This window comes from Chitinophaga sp. 9-1-y, assembly GCF_059511905.2.
This window is the reverse complement of sequence record NZ_CM197955.1, coordinates 3993259-4006877: the sequence shown is the minus strand read 5'-3', so window position 1 is coordinate 4006877 and position 13619 is coordinate 3993259. Positions and strand designations below refer to the sequence as shown.

13 protein-coding genes are annotated in these 13619 nt (G+C 45.8%); 5 read left to right on the top strand and 8 right to left on the bottom strand.

The genetic code is table 11. The features are described from left to right. Positions 1-61 precede the first annotated feature (61 nt). Positions 62-880: an SDR family oxidoreductase gene (locus AC5ZC7_RS15665; protein ID WP_496157983.1), complete on the bottom strand. Its 819-nt coding sequence runs from the start codon at positions 878-880 to the stop codon at positions 62-64. A 134-nt stretch (positions 881-1014) separates the two neighbouring features. After that, complete coding sequence (locus AC5ZC7_RS15660) at positions 1015-1770, bottom strand: DUF2625 domain-containing protein (RefSeq protein ID WP_511911592.1); 756 nt, start codon at positions 1768-1770, stop codon at positions 1015-1017. A gap of 112 nt (positions 1771-1882) precedes the next feature. On the opposite strand from AC5ZC7_RS15660, the gene AC5ZC7_RS15655 reads away from it, so the two are divergent. Beyond that, positions 1883-2482, top strand: a complete 600-nt coding sequence (locus tag AC5ZC7_RS15655; RefSeq protein WP_496157985.1) for a hypothetical protein — start codon at positions 1883-1885, stop codon at positions 2480-2482. A gap of 35 nt (positions 2483-2517) precedes the next feature. On the opposite strand, the gene AC5ZC7_RS15650 is transcribed toward AC5ZC7_RS15655, so the two are convergent. From AC5ZC7_RS15650 to AC5ZC7_RS15635, 4 genes are all read right to left on the bottom strand, one after another. Continuing rightward, the gene (locus AC5ZC7_RS15650; protein ID WP_496157986.1) at positions 2518-4230 is read right to left on the bottom strand and encodes a GMC oxidoreductase; all 1713 of its coding nucleotides are present in this window, start codon (positions 4228-4230) and stop codon (positions 2518-2520) included. 11 nt (positions 4231-4241) lie between these two features. Beyond that, on the bottom strand, positions 4242-4793 hold the full coding sequence (locus AC5ZC7_RS15645) for a gluconate 2-dehydrogenase subunit 3 family protein (protein WP_496157987.1): 552 nt from the start codon (positions 4791-4793) through the stop codon (positions 4242-4244). 205 nt (positions 4794-4998) lie between these two features. Beyond that, complete coding sequence (locus tag AC5ZC7_RS15640) at positions 4999-5685, bottom strand: hypothetical protein (RefSeq protein WP_496157988.1); 687 nt, start codon at positions 5683-5685, stop codon at positions 4999-5001. A gap of 90 nt (positions 5686-5775) precedes the next feature. Beyond that, positions 5776-6294 (bottom strand): DinB family protein, encoded by a 519-nt coding sequence (locus tag AC5ZC7_RS15635; protein ID WP_496157989.1) that lies wholly within the window; start codon positions 6292-6294, stop codon positions 5776-5778. A gap of 87 nt (positions 6295-6381) precedes the next feature. Between AC5ZC7_RS15635 and AC5ZC7_RS15630 the strand changes: the two genes are divergently transcribed. The 3 genes from AC5ZC7_RS15630 (at position 6382) to AC5ZC7_RS15620 (ending at position 9453) form a co-directional block, all read left to right on the top strand. Further along, the gene (locus AC5ZC7_RS15630) at positions 6382-6612 is read left to right on the top strand and encodes a hypothetical protein (RefSeq protein ID WP_496157990.1); all 231 of its coding nucleotides are present in this window, start codon (positions 6382-6384) and stop codon (positions 6610-6612) included. A gap of 81 nt (positions 6613-6693) precedes the next feature. After that, a complete protein-coding gene (locus AC5ZC7_RS15625) occupies positions 6694-7881 on the top strand; it encodes an amidohydrolase (RefSeq protein ID WP_496157991.1) in 1188 nt (395 codons plus the stop codon). A gap of 525 nt (positions 7882-8406) precedes the next feature. Next, positions 8407-9453 carry a cyclic nucleotide-binding domain-containing protein gene (locus tag AC5ZC7_RS15620; protein WP_496157992.1) on the top strand — a complete coding sequence of 349 codons (1047 nt, stop codon included), beginning with the start codon at positions 8407-8409 and terminating at the stop codon, positions 9451-9453. A gap of 199 nt (positions 9454-9652) precedes the next feature. Here AC5ZC7_RS15620 and aspA read toward each other — a convergent pair whose 3' ends face one another. Together aspA and AC5ZC7_RS15610 are read right to left on the bottom strand one after the other, a co-directional pair. Then, complete coding sequence (gene aspA, locus AC5ZC7_RS15615) at positions 9653-11062, bottom strand: aspartate ammonia-lyase (RefSeq protein WP_496157993.1); 1410 nt, start codon at positions 11060-11062, stop codon at positions 9653-9655. Between the two features lie 340 nt (positions 11063-11402). Continuing rightward, positions 11403-12410, bottom strand: coding sequence for an RNA ligase (ATP) (locus AC5ZC7_RS15610; RefSeq protein ID WP_496157994.1), 1008 nt, complete (start codon positions 12408-12410; stop codon positions 11403-11405). A 101-nt stretch (positions 12411-12511) separates the two neighbouring features. Between AC5ZC7_RS15610 and AC5ZC7_RS15605 the strand changes: the two genes are divergently transcribed. Continuing rightward, positions 12512-13609, top strand: coding sequence for a glycosyltransferase (locus AC5ZC7_RS15605; RefSeq protein WP_496157995.1), 1098 nt, complete (start codon positions 12512-12514; stop codon positions 13607-13609). Positions 13610-13619: the final 10 nt, after the last annotated feature.

Here is a 13619-nt window from a genome sequence, read left to right as displayed (position 1 = left end):
CACCTTCGCGGATATCATACGCGCATTGATCATTCGAGACAATAGCTTTTTGCTTTCTGCTTTATGCTTTCAGCTCCATTTGCTGAATCACCGCTTCTGTTACACCGGTACTGGAGAAACCGCCATCATGGAATAAGTTCTGCATTGTTACCATGCGTGTGTAATCAGAGAACAAGCTAACGGTAAATTCTGCGCACTGATCAGCGGTGGCATTACCCAGCGGCGACATCTTTTCTGAATAGTTCACGAAGCCATCAAAGCCGGAGATGCCTTGTCCGGCGGTGGTGATGGTAGGCGACTGGGAAACGGTATTGATACGTACATGTTTTTTAATACCATACTGATAGCCAAAACTACGGGTAATGCTTTCCAGCATGGCTTTAATATCCGCCATTTCGTTGTAGTTAGGGAAGGCCAGGTGGGCTGCGATAAACGTTAGTGCTACCACGGAGCCCCATTCGTTAATGGCGTCATGCTTCATGGCCACCTGGAGTACGCGGTGTAAGCTCATCGCGGAAATATCCACGGATTTATGCATGAAGTCATAATTGAGATTCGTATAGTCGTTGCCTTTACGTACGTTAACGCTCATCCCGATAGAGTGCAGGATAAAGTCTACGCCGCCGCCGAAATGTTCCTTTGTTTTGATGAACAGGTTTTCCAGGTCATCCATATTGGTCACATCTGCGGGGATTACCGGGGCATTGCATTGTTGGGCCAGCTCATTGATTTCACCCATGCGGATGGCGATGGGGGCATTGGTCAAAACAATTTCCGCACCTTCTGCTACGCAGCGCAGTGCAGTTTTCCAGGCAATGGATTTTTCATCCAGTGCACCAAAAATAATCCCTTTTTTACCTTTTAATAAGTTGTGAGCCATGACAAAATTTTAGGTGAATGATCAATTGCTACAAGGGCTAAATGTATAGCAATTATTCCTGCACCACCGATGGTATTATAAATTTTAACATTTTAATACGGAACATTTGTAGTCGTCATCCGGTGAGGTGATGATTAGTGTCCTGCCTGTTGCCGCAGTTGCATCTGTAAAGCCCATAGCTCTTCCATGGGTACTGGTTTTTTACTTACTTTCTCCAGGTCTTTTCCTTCTTTGGTAAACAGGAAGGGGTAAAAGCTCATACCCTGGTTGCCGGTCAGGTGGCTGATATCTTCTTGCCAGCCTTTCCAGCGGAATTGCTCGTAAAAACCAGTAATATCGCCGGAGCAGCAAAAACGGATAAACTCACTGTAACCTATTTCCATGTTTTCCCATTCCAGTGTATCCGGGGCAAAATAAAACACGCTGCCGATGCCTTCATTCATCGCCAATCCACCGTTGTTGATGGCAAAGAAACCACCCAGTATATCATCGGCAATCAATAAAAAAGAAGGTTGCTCACCCGTTTGGCTATACGATTTACCTTTATTCCAACCGGGTAAACTACGATCCAGCTTTTCATGACCGGAGCCCAATACCCTGATCCAGCCATGATCTACCAGCAGTCCGCCGGATTCATACACAATGGCGCCCATAGGGGAGCGGGTAGTAACCTGGATTTGATATAAGGCTTCGTCGGCGCGGGTGTTATCTTTCGGCAGTATTTCTATGTGATTACTGCCTTGTTTAATCCAGTCTTGTACCAACGCCCAGCCGGGTTCAGTTGTATTGATCAGTTCATTTACAGGTCTCATCTTGTGTAATTGTGCATTTACAATAAACGGAAACATCAACAGTGTGCTGATGATAGCAGAAAAGTAATGTTTCATCATTTAAGTGGTTATGGCTGCAAATTACAGGAAAAGATGGAGCTGATGGGTAATTAATTGGGGAGGAAGTGATAGAAAAGATATATATCTTCAGGATATTTTTTGCGGGATGCCTATGAATAAGATCACCTTTCACAAAGCCGCTTTTATAAAAACGATTGTATTTTATCTGATATCTACGCTGCTCTGCGGGTGGCTCTTCAGTGCCCTGTTCGATTCAAACGGTACCGTTTACATTGGTGGTGTAGGAATGCTCATCCTGCTACCACTATCAATATATATTGGCCTGGGCAGGAGAAAGCCAAAAGCGTTAGGAATTACCATCCTTGTCACCATTTTGGTGTTCGTAGTTGCTACTTTTATGATTGCACCGTTTTTAATCAGAGTTCCGGTGGTAGACAGATGCTATATGGTCATTAGTGCTGCCTTTGTAGCCATCTCAATGACACGCGTATTTGACAGATGCTATGAGATACGGTTCAGGTACCTGGCCATGTTTCTGGTTTTTATATTTCTTGTGGTAGCTTATTATTTGGAATTCAAATACAGTAATGGAATAGAATTACAAATAGGTATCCACCAACTATACCTGCAATTCATTTGGTTTCAGGCGTTGATGCTGGTTCCTTTGTCATTGGGTCTGACAATAGATCGTGGTGAAATGAAAAGCTCATTCAAAGCTATTGACAATAAGAATAAAAAAGCTGTCTCATAAAATCAATGAGACAGCTTTTTATAACAGGTGATGGTCTATATTTCTCCTTTCTTCAGTTGCTTCACAGCATAATCCACTGCTCTCGCAGTCAGCGCCATATAGGTCAGCGATGGATTCTGTGTGGAAGTAGAAGTCATGCAGGCGCCATCTGTAACAAATACATTGGTGCAGGCATGTAGTTGATTCCATTTGTTGAGCATAGAAGTTTTAGGATCTGATCCCATACGTACACCGCCCATTTCGTGGATATCCAGTCCCGGCGCTTGTTTGGAGTCGCTGGTTTTGATATTGGTGAAGCCGGCTTTGGTATACATTTCCGTCATCTGCTCAAAGAAATCTTTCAGCATTTTTTCGTCGTTATCATCGTAGTCCACATCGATGTTGATGACAGGTATGCCCCATTCATCTTTCCGCTGTTGATCGAGGGTGACGGTGCTTTTTTCTTTAGGGATGGTTTCGCCCATCATATGAGAGCCCACATACCAGGTATCATTGGGTTCGCTGTTGAACAGTTGGTCTTTCAGGCTTTTACCGAAGCCGTTGGTGTTGGTGTGGGAACCCCTGCCACCGTCAAATCCGGCTGCATAGCCACGAAGGAAATCGGTTTCCTGTTTGTGTACATTCCGGAAGCGGGGGATGTAGGCGCTGGTAGGGCGTCTGCCATCGGTAATGCTATCTTTGAAACCTTCATACTGACCAGAGATATGTCCGCGGTAATTATGAAAGGCAAAGTATTTGCCCAGGGTGCCGCTGTCGTTTCCTAATCCATTCGGGAAGCGGTGAGAGGTAGAGTTAAGTAAAATGAGGTTGGTATTTACGGCCGCTGCATTCACGAAAATAACGTTGGCATAATACTCCATCATTTCTTTGGTATTGGTATCTACCACGCGTACGCCGGTAGCTTTTCCTTTTTGCTCATCATAGATGATGGAATGCACTACGGAGAAAGGACGCAGGGTGAGGTTGCCCGTTTTCTGTGCCCAGGGCAGGGTGGAGGAGTTGCTGCTGAAATAGCCGCCAAACGGACATCCGCGCTGGCAAAGATCTCTTTTCTGGCATTGGCCTCTTCCCTGATCCAGGTGTACCTGTTGTGGTTGCGTTAAATGCGCGCAACGGGCGTAGATTACCTGGCGGTCTTTATAATTTGATTTGACAAAGTCTTTGAAGTAATTCTCTACACAGCTTAATTCCATGGGGGGTAAAAATTCACCATCCGGGAGATGGGGAATACCATCTTTGTTACCGGAGATGCCCACAAATTTTTCTACGTAGCTGTACCAGGGTTCTACATCTTTATACCGGATGGGCCAGTCGGTGGCGAATCCGTCGCGTGCAGGACCTTCAAAGTCGAAGTCGCTCCAGCGCTGCGTTTGCCTGGCCCACATCAGCGACTTACCTCCCACCTGGTATCCGCGGATCCAGTCGAATGGTTTAGGTTGTCCATAAGGATGGTCGTTGTCTTTTACAAAGAAATGCATGGCGTCTTCTTTGAAGGCATAGCAACGGCTGATAGAGGGATTGGCGGCCCTGATTTCCTCGGGTATTTGTCCGCGGTGCGGAAATTCCCAGGGGAACTGGCTGGTAGTAGGGTAGTCTTTTAAGTGCTTTACATCGCGGCCTCTTTCGAGTACCAGTGTTTTGAGCCCTTTTTCTGTAAATTCTTTTGCTGCCCATCCGCCGCTGATGCCGGAGCCAATGACGATGGCATCAAACGTACGGTTTTGCAGGCTGGTATTATTATTACTCATTTTCTGATTAGTTAGGCAATCTTCCGGGTAATGGGTTTAAGTGGTACGCATCCTTTGTAACGTCCGGGTACCAGCTCATATATGTTTACATTGGTCAGGAAATATTTTGAGCTGGTATAAGCCTGGATGGTGAGGCGTTTGGTGGTATTGTAAAAGAAGGCAACATCATCTTTATTATCCTTTCCTGCTTCCATATTGGTGAGCAGTGCTTCCCGTTGGGGAAGGGTGCATTCCAGGAATTGATGGCCGTTTAATTTTTTACAGGCCTGTTCAAAGGCTTTGAGGCCGCTGAGCCATTGTTGCTGGTCTTCTTTTTTATAGCAGTCGTCCATCATGATAAGTGTAAACAAGTGGGCCGACAATGCTTTGGCGCCGGGGGTGGTAGTAGCAGGAATAATCGTTTCCACGAGTTCGGCCAACATTTTTTCCTGGTCGCCATCTACGGATATATGTTTTAATTCGAGGGAAGCCCTGCTGGTATGTTGCAGGCAGGCTGGTAATATCGCCATGCCGGCAGATACCCACAGCAATTGCTTGATTGCTGCTCTTCTGTTCACTGCCATTGATGATAGTTTTGAGTATTAAAACGGGAAATGATCCACATTTATTTAATAAAATAAAGTTTTAAAAAAACAGATTTTAACGGAGCTGAAAGCGGCAAACCTGCGGCAACAGGTGAGGGTATGCAATTGGCTAACGTGAAAACCGGGTTTAAATATAAATGAATCCGGCATTCTTTGCAAAGATTATCGCGAGAATAGCGCTTTCTCAATTTGCTGTGACGACAACAGGGGAGAGTGATTTTTTCTTCAGTGAGCAGTTGAAGAAGGGGGTGATGCGTTTGCCAATGCGGTTGATCAGGCCAATTTGCACAATCTGGCCGCCTTTGGCGATATTAATCAATCCTATTTGCACTCCTTTCCCGGTGGTGACTAAATTACAAAGCCCTGCAACAGCCACGCCGCGAAAGGCATGATGTCCATTGATGATGCCGCTGATTTGTATACCATCCGTCTGTTCGCCAGCGGCCATTAGCCCGTTAATACCCAACCCTTTCAAATCGGCTGTCATGCCTCCTGCACTAAGGGAAAGACCTTTCACTACCTCATTTGCTCCGCGGCTGGTATCGGGAATTGAATCGCCGGGCTTATCTTTGGCGAAAGGGTTTATTCCGCCACCAAAGACGGCAAACATTGTGAAAAATGCCTGCAATGGTGCTACTTCGAGGTTAAGTCCCTGTACTATTAAAGTATCCTTGTATGATTCGGTGGTGGTCATCAGGCTCAACGCCACGCCGTTAATGGTGGTACTTTTACTGACAGGCGCAGTCCATACAACTGATCGGGTGTAATGTTTTCGGGGAATGGTATCCTGTTTTTGCCGGGTGCTGTCTTGTGCAGTTGCTGCCACATACAGGCAAAGGAATAGCAGGGATAGGGAAACGCGCTTTATCATACAGTTGATTAAATGTGATCAGTTTTACCTCATAAAAATAACGGAGCAGTCGCTGCTCCGTTACAAGTAATCGTTATCGCGTCAGGTGCTTTATTTTACGCCTTTTTCCGGGTTCCACCAGCCTTTTTGCTTCCGGATAAATAATATCTGCCCGATATGATACGCGTTGTGCGCACTGATATGAGCAATGGTGGAATAATGGGAAGATAGCGTTTTTTCATCTGATTGTTCGATGGCTTGTTCCCATGCCGTCAGTACACTGTCCATTCTTTTTACGGTGCCATCCCATGCTGCCTGTGTGGCGGGCGCAAAGGTGGCGTCGTTGTCGCCGTTGAATGCCGGAGTGGCTTCGCCTTTGAATTTCCGGAGTTGGTCAAGGTCCCAGAAAATAAGGTGATTCACCAGTTGTGCAATAGCGTGGTTACCACTGTTGTCTTTCCAGTTGGCTTGTTCAGGCGTCAGCCCTTCTATGGCGGTGTTTACAGGTACAAACCAGTCGGCTTTATTATGCGTGGTTTTTAATTGTTCCAGCAGAATGTCTTTCGTAGTGGTTTGACTAAAACAGCAATAGCTTGATAACAGTAATGGGAGTACGAAAATTTTTCTCATAAGTTTAAAATTGGGGAGTAGGTTAAATATACTTATTTTTTCAATGTGAGGATCGGAGATGCGATAACGGGTAGATGGTAAACTAATATGACTAAATGGTTTTTAGCGCCTGCCGGGGGGGCTGCCCGGACACTGGTGGGTATGGACAGAAAAGTAGCCGGGCTGTTTGGCCGGATAAAAAATTGTATACTTGGGGATGATAAGGGTGCGGGGGAACTGTTGCAGGAAGGTATGGCGGTAACCGATAGGAATGCCGCTTTTTTTTTTGATCCTTCTCATGCATTTAACGGGGCCATTGCCGGGAAACAGACCAGGTAACTGCTGCTTATCCGCATTTGACAGATGATACTTTTGTAAAAGAATTTTTATCACAGGACAGTATAAAAAAATTGTTGCTACATGCTTAAAGAAAGAATCCGGCAATTAGCCAGCGGACTGTTGGAGGAGGCTACCGCGAATCGCCGCCACCTGCATACTTATCCAGAACTTTCCTATAAGGAATACCAGACGGCCGTGTTCATAGAAGACAAATTACGGGCGCTGGATATCCCTTATGAAAGAATGGCTGATACCGGCATTGTTGCTTTACTGCAGGGCGGGGCAGCGCCATCCGACAAAGTGGTGGCCCTGCGGGCCGACATAGATGCCTTACCTATTGTGGAGTTGAATGAGGTGCCTTACCGTTCGCAGCATTCAGGCGTGATGCATGCCTGTGGGCATGATGTACATACCGCGTCCCTGCTGGGCGTAGCGGGTATTTTGAGCCGGATGAAAGAGGAGTTTTCCGGTACGGTAAAGTTTATTTTCCAGCCTGCGGAAGAAGTGATTCCTGGCGGTGCCAGTTTGCTCATTAAAGCAGGGGTGTTGGAGAATCCACGTCCTGCGCACATCCTGGGGCAGCATGTGATGCCAGAGCTGGCGGTAGGTAAGGTCGGATTTCGCTCAGGCCGCTATATGGCCAGCAACGATGAAATTTCTATCGTGGTAAAAGGGAAGGGGGGCCATGGGGCCATGCCTAACCTGGGTATTGACCCGGTGGTGATTGCCTGTCATATTGTAATTGCCTTGCAACAGATTGTGAGTCGCCGCGCCAATCCGCTCTCGCCCTCCGTATTGTCTTTCGGTAAAATGATTGCCAACGGGGCTAATAACGTGATTCCGGATGAAGTACGGCTGGATGGTACCTTCCGTTCACTCGATGAAAAATGGCGCAACGAAGCGCATGAAAAGATCAAAAAAATGGCCATCTCCATTGCAGAAGGCATGGAAGGAGCCTGCGATATTAAAATTGAAAGAGGATATCCTGTGTTAATCAACGAAGATAAACTCACGGCGGCCAGTCGCGCGCACGCCATCGACTTTCTCGGGGCAGACCAGGTAGCAGATCTTGATATCTGGATGGCGGCAGAAGATTTTGCTTCCTATTCACAGGTGGCCGATGCCTGCTTTTACCGGTTAGGGGTAAGGAATGAAGACCGGGGTATTAAATCCGGGCTGCATACCGCTACTTTTGATGCCGATGAAAAAGCACTGGAAATAGGTGCAGGGCTGATGTCTTATCTCGCGCTTAAAACCCTGGGGAATTAAAACCCGGTTAATTTTTGTTAACTGGTAGTTAACATAGGGGAAATTCATGCATTCACATGCAATTTTCGCGCGTTCACGAAATAAGGCTTGCCACTAACGCCGATGAATATATCTTTGACTCAGGTTTTTCATAGGATATGGTTAAAATATTAAAGGGGAGGTATTCTTACCACCCCTTTTTTTATGCGTATATGATGCCCTTTATTTTTGAAAAATGCAAAAGGTGCTGTTAATAGGAACCGTCACCTTTGATGTCGATGGAAAGACACTATTGATATCTCATCTCTCACTCAACATTCCGGGGAATTAAAAACAGGTTTATTTTTTGTTAACTGGTGGTTAACATCGCGGAAATTCATGCATTCACATGCGATTTTCGCCCGTTCACGAAATAACGTTTGTAACTAACGCCGATGAGTATATCTTTGACTTAGGTTTTTCATAGGATATGGTTAAAATATTAAAGGGGAGGTATTCTTACCACCCCTTTTTTTATGCGTAGCTGATTTCCCTTACTTTTGGAACATGCAAAAGATGCTGTTAATAGGAAACCTTCAGAAGCTGCAGGAGAACATCGGGGAATTGTTGTTGCTCAACCACTATGCGGTAATACAGGCTGCCGACGGTAAAACCGGGATTATCACCGCAAAGGAGCAGCATCCGGACCTGATTCTCTGTGAAATGAATATGCGGGGAATCGACGGATTAGGTGTACTGAATACGCTTCGTAAAGATCCTTTGCTTGAACGGGTACCAATAATTTTTCTGGGAGATAAATACAATGCGCGGTTGTTTCGCACCGCTATGAACCAGGGGGCAGATGACTATCTTATTTCGCCTTTTTCCAATAACGATTTACTGCAAACGGTGGAGAACCGTTTACAACGTTACCAGCACCAGTCAGCGGTAAAGGGTCCGGGTAAGGCCAAAGATGATCATGATCTCAAACGGCTGATCCGCGAGTTTACAGAGAACAGGAATACTATGCGCGTGGCCGTTCATGAAACGGTATACAAAGAAGGGGGCACGCCCCGTTACCTGTATTATATCCAGGAAGGCAAAGTCAAAACCGTGAAAACGCATGAGGATGGGAAAGACCTGGTAATAGGGCTTTACAAGAAAGGGGATTTCTTTGGCTATGTAGCGCTGTTGGAGGAAACGCCTTATAAGGCTACCGCTATTGTGATGGAAGATGCAGAAATTGTGTTGATACCCCGGAAAGATGCAGAAGAAATATTTAATCGTACGCCATATATCGTTACCCGTTTTGTGAGAATGCTGGCCCAGAATGTGACAGAGAAAGAAGAACGCTTACTGGGGATTGCTTATGACACGTTACGTAAAAAAGTAGCCAGTGCGTTGATTCATCTCCGTAATAAATACCAGGTAACGGCAGCAGAAAACTTTGTGATCAATATTTCGAGGGAAGAACTGGCAACGGTGGCGGGTACGGCAACGGAGTCGCTGATACGTACGCTGAGTGATTTTAAAAGTGAAAAACTGATTGCCATCCGCAATGGCAGCATTACCATACTGGAGGCGGAAAAACTGGAAGATATCGCCTTTCGTTAATGCAAAAACCGGTACGCTTAAGCGTACCGGTAGGCAGGCACATCTGCATCAATCTCCCGGGCCTTTCCTCTTCACTTGCAGGCAATACCATTTATTTATGAACAAGCAAGGTGCAGTTAGTAAGTGGTTTGCTGTTTTTGTAATTCCCGCCTCCCGGAGGAGGCGGTGCATACATTATAGGATGCTGGTTAAGCCGTGTTTAATTCATAAACTGGGGATGGATCATGTTCTCGAAAGAGTAGATTTCATCCCATTGTTTCTGGGTGATATAGTGTTTTTCGTTTACCACAATCTGGTGTACAGATTTACCGGAGCTTAAGGCTTCTTTCGCAATAGCAGCACAGGTTTCATAACCCAGTAAAGGATTCAGCGCCGTTACAATACCTACACTGTTCATCACCATCTGTTTGCAGGCTGCTTCGTTAGCGGTGATACCGTTTACGCATTTTTCGCGCAGGGTATCTACTGCATGGTGCAGGTAGGAGAGCATGTTGAACAGGCTGAAGGAAATAACCGGTTCCATCACGTTCAATTGCAGCTGTCCGGCTTCTGCGGCCATGGTGATGGTGAGGTCGGCACCAATCACATAGTAAGCGGTTTGATTCACCACTTCCGGAATAACCGGGTTTACTTTACCTGGCATAATAGAAGAACCAGGTTGCATTTGTGGCAGGTTAATTTCGTTTAGCCCTACCCGTGGTCCGGAAGATAATAACCTTAAGTCGTTACATATCTTTGATAATTTAACGGCAGTACGTTTCATCATACCAGATACCAGTACAAAGGCGCCGGTATCGGAAGTTGCTTCTATCAGGTCTTCCGCGAGTACAATAGGTAAGCCGGTAATTTCACTCAGGTATTGTGTTACCAGTTCAGGATAACCTGTTGGTGCATTAATGGCAGTACCAATGGCGGTAGCACCCATGTTTACCTCTGTGAGTAAGGCCTGTATTTCCCGCAGGCGTTGCACATCTTCCCGGAGGGTAGTGGCAAATGCGTTGAACTCATCTCCCAGGCTCATGGGTACAGCATCCTGTAACTGGGTACGTCCCATTTTCAGCACCTGTGCAAACTCGTTTCCTTTGGCGGCAAAAGATTGCTGCAGTGCATCCAGCGCATAAATAAACTCGTTCATCTTGAAGTACAAGGCGATACGGAAAGCGGTAGGATAGGCGTCGTTAGTACTTTGGGAGCAGTTGACATGGTTGTTGGGATGCAGAAATTCATACTGTCCTTTTTCATGTCCCATGTATTCCAGTCCCAGGTTAGCAATCACCTCATTGGCGTTCATATTTACAGAAGTACCTGCACCACCCTGGATCATATCTGTAGGGAATTGATCGGTATAAGCACCATTGATCAGTTTATTGCTGGCATATATAATCGCTTCTGCTACATCAGCCGGCAGTACGCCCAAGTCCCTGTTGGCCATGGCTGCGGCTTTTTTAACGTATCCCAATGCCCTGATAAAAGCAGGTTCGTGGGAAAGCGGTATACCGGTAATATGGAAATTTTCAATAGCACGTAATGTTTGAATACCATAGTAAACGCTGTCGTCTATAGCTTTTTCACCTAAAAAATCGTGTTCAATTCTGAATGCCTGTTTCATAACATCAATATTTTATTGTGCATCTTGTATCACTGTTTCAATCTCACATCACAAAAGTACACCGGGGTGGTAAGGTGGGGAATGACGCGCGTCAGGGGAGGGATGATTTTGGTCAGGAAGGGAGGGAAGCTGGCTGCAGAAGCGATTTAAGCGAATGATCAGAGCGGATTTTGTCTTTGAACAGGATTAAACTGATTATACTGATTTGTATTTTTAAGATTTTGGAAGATAAAATAAGCATACTATTCATCTATCTTCATTAATCTTTTAAATAAAAAAATATAATCAGTATAATCAGTTTAATCCTGTTCAAAGACAAAATCCGCTCTGATCATTCGCTTTATGCTTCCTGCAGCAGAAACTTATTGGATATAACCTTAAAGGATACACGTCGATCGGCGGAACGGATCACGAGTCCTTCCCGTTCTGCTTTGCGATCGGCTGTACTGAATACAGAAGCGCCTTCCGCCAGGAGTAACAGTTCGTCAATCGTGTCAGGCAGCAGGAAGGCTTCATCCAGTACAGGTACATGTTGCAATCCAAGTTCCCGGATCAGTGCAATGAAAGCAGCCATGGGCAGGTAAGTACCATTGTTGATGTTGAAGGCATTGTAGAAGCGGATGCTTTGTCCGCGCAGGTCGTATGGATTGCCCTGTATACCTTCGCCGATCATTTCTCCCTGCAGCGCCAGGTTTTGACCAGTACCGGCCAGTTTGTTGGCGATATCCAGTTGTCGTGCTACTTTCCACAGGGTGTTGTCGGCGGTTTCCAGCAGTTCGAGGTTGCGGGAGCATACGCCAAATTCACCATCGCGGTGGTAGTAGGTTACAGAGGTGCCGTCCAGCTTTTCTGTTACGTAGCAGGGTTCGTCCTTGTACGTAGCGTATTGGTCGCTCAGGTTCTGGATCCTTTCTTCATCTGTTTTGGGAATGAAAGAAGGGAAGCCACCTTTCATCATGCCTGCCAGTGCCGCGGGTACCGGTGGCTCGTATTTGATGATACCCAGTTGTGCTGCTACGTCGTCTCCAGGTTGCAGTGCTGTGTTGGACAGCAGGCTAACCGGCAGCAGCAATCCCTGGGAAAGTTGTCCACGCAGTTTCATGGTTTTCAGGCGGAATCCTTCCGTTTCTCCCACTTTGCGGTAGGAGCTTTTCCTTAGAAATTCGAAGGGAGGAATAACAGGCAGAAACGCATCTATTTCACAATAAATAGCGAGGTCACCTGCTTTAAATGCTTGTTTTTTGATGACCAGCTTCCATCCTTTTACGGTAGCTACTTCAATCATGTCGGCGCCAGGGATAGGTGCGATGTCGTCTATAACTACGATAGACGCGAGTTTACGTTCCATTGGGGTTAGATTAATTAACAAGGTTAACAAATGTTCGGGCGCAAATATATATTTTTTTTGCTTTGCGAAAGGGAAAAGAATGTTATTTATCTTCGCGCCCTATGTTGACATTTTCCAATTCCATTGATATCGTCATTCCTTCTTTCCGGTTGGATGAACAATATTTGTTGCCATTGATTCATTTGCCTAAGCCCAATGGGTGGCGGTTTAACTATTACCTGGTGGTGGATAATCCGACTGTAAAACCTGGTAAAGAAATACTGCGTTTGGCAGAGGAAGGAGCGATACAGTTGTTTATTAACGAGGTGAATTTAGGCGCCGCGGAGAGTCGCAATAAGGGAATTAATGCGGGGAATGGCGACTGGGTATTGTTTCTCGACGATGATATTGTGGCAGATGACCGGTTGTTGTTTGAATATGTAAAAGCGATTGAAGGTAACAGGGATGCTGTTGGATTTATTGGTTTAACGGATTTTCCGGCGCCGATGAATACGTTCACCAGGGCATTAACTGCTGCGGGCTTAACCACCATCTTCACCATTGCCGAAAGGAAGGAGGAATTTATGTGGGGGGTTACAGCTAATATGATGTATAGTCGTGCCGCAATGGGAGCATTACGCTTCTCTTCCATTTTTCCAAAGAATGGAGGTGGGGAAGATGTGGATCTGCCAGCGCAGATTTGCCTGCGTAACAATGCGCGTTTTCTTTGTGTGAAGGAAGCGAAGGTGACGCATCCATGGTGGAATGACGGGCAACCGCATTATAAACGTTTTGAACGTTATGGAGAAGGCATGGCGTTATTGTTGCCACGTTTCAAACAGTTTACCTGGTATGCCTTTCCCAACCCGGTAGAGGGCATGGTACTGGCATTATTGAGTGCACCTTTATTTTTTCTGTACCTCAGCTGGCAGAAGTGGTTGATATTATTGATCGCTATTCCTTTGATTGATATGGTGATCAATTATATCCGTGCTTCCGGTATGGGCTTTAAGGAATTAAAGGTGGGGTATTATATGACATTGCTGAGGTGCAGTAATGAGTGGGGCATGTTTAAAACCGTGATGGGACAGGGAAAGTTGAGCTACTTCATGAAACGCATTAACATTGATTTTACGCGTCCCCGGCATTTCCGTACCAACCGCTGGCGGATTATTAAGCTGGTGATCTATATCCTGTTGCTGGCGGCATTGATCTTTTAAAAAAAGATTG

Coding starts and splice junctions, on each gene's coding strand:
- AC5ZC7_RS15635 (WP_496157989.1), bottom strand. CDS start 6,294: ATGAGAAAAATTTTCGTACTCCCATTACTGTTATCAAGCTATTGCTGT.
- AC5ZC7_RS15645 (WP_496157987.1), bottom strand. CDS start 4,793: ATGGCAGTGAACAGAAGAGCAGCAATCAAGCAATTGCTGTGGGTATCT.
- AC5ZC7_RS15610 (WP_496157994.1), bottom strand. CDS start 12,410: ATGGAACGTAAACTCGCGTCTATCGTAGTTATAGACGACATCGCACCT.
- AC5ZC7_RS15625 (WP_496157991.1), top strand. CDS start 6,694: ATGCTTAAAGAAAGAATCCGGCAATTAGCCAGCGGACTGTTGGAGGAG.
- AC5ZC7_RS15605 (WP_496157995.1), top strand. CDS start 12,512: ATGTTGACATTTTCCAATTCCATTGATATCGTCATTCCTTCTTTCCGG.
- AC5ZC7_RS15620 (WP_496157992.1), top strand. CDS start 8,407: ATGCAAAAGATGCTGTTAATAGGAAACCTTCAGAAGCTGCAGGAGAAC.
- AC5ZC7_RS15640 (WP_496157988.1), bottom strand. CDS start 5,685: ATGATAAAGCGCGTTTCCCTATCCCTGCTATTCCTTTGCCTGTATGTG.
- AC5ZC7_RS15665 (WP_496157983.1), bottom strand. CDS start 880: ATGGCTCACAACTTATTAAAAGGTAAAAAAGGGATTATTTTTGGTGCA.
- AC5ZC7_RS15660 (WP_511911592.1), bottom strand. CDS start 1,770: ATGATGAAACATTACTTTTCTGCTATCATCAGCACACTGTTGATGTTT.
- aspA (WP_496157993.1), bottom strand. CDS start 11,062: ATGAAACAGGCATTCAGAATTGAACACGATTTTTTAGGTGAAAAAGCT.
- AC5ZC7_RS15655 (WP_496157985.1), top strand. CDS start 1,883: ATGAATAAGATCACCTTTCACAAAGCCGCTTTTATAAAAACGATTGTA.
- AC5ZC7_RS15650 (WP_496157986.1), bottom strand. CDS start 4,230: ATGAGTAATAATAATACCAGCCTGCAAAACCGTACGTTTGATGCCATC.
- AC5ZC7_RS15630 (WP_496157990.1), top strand. CDS start 6,382: ATGACTAAATGGTTTTTAGCGCCTGCCGGGGGGGCTGCCCGGACACTG.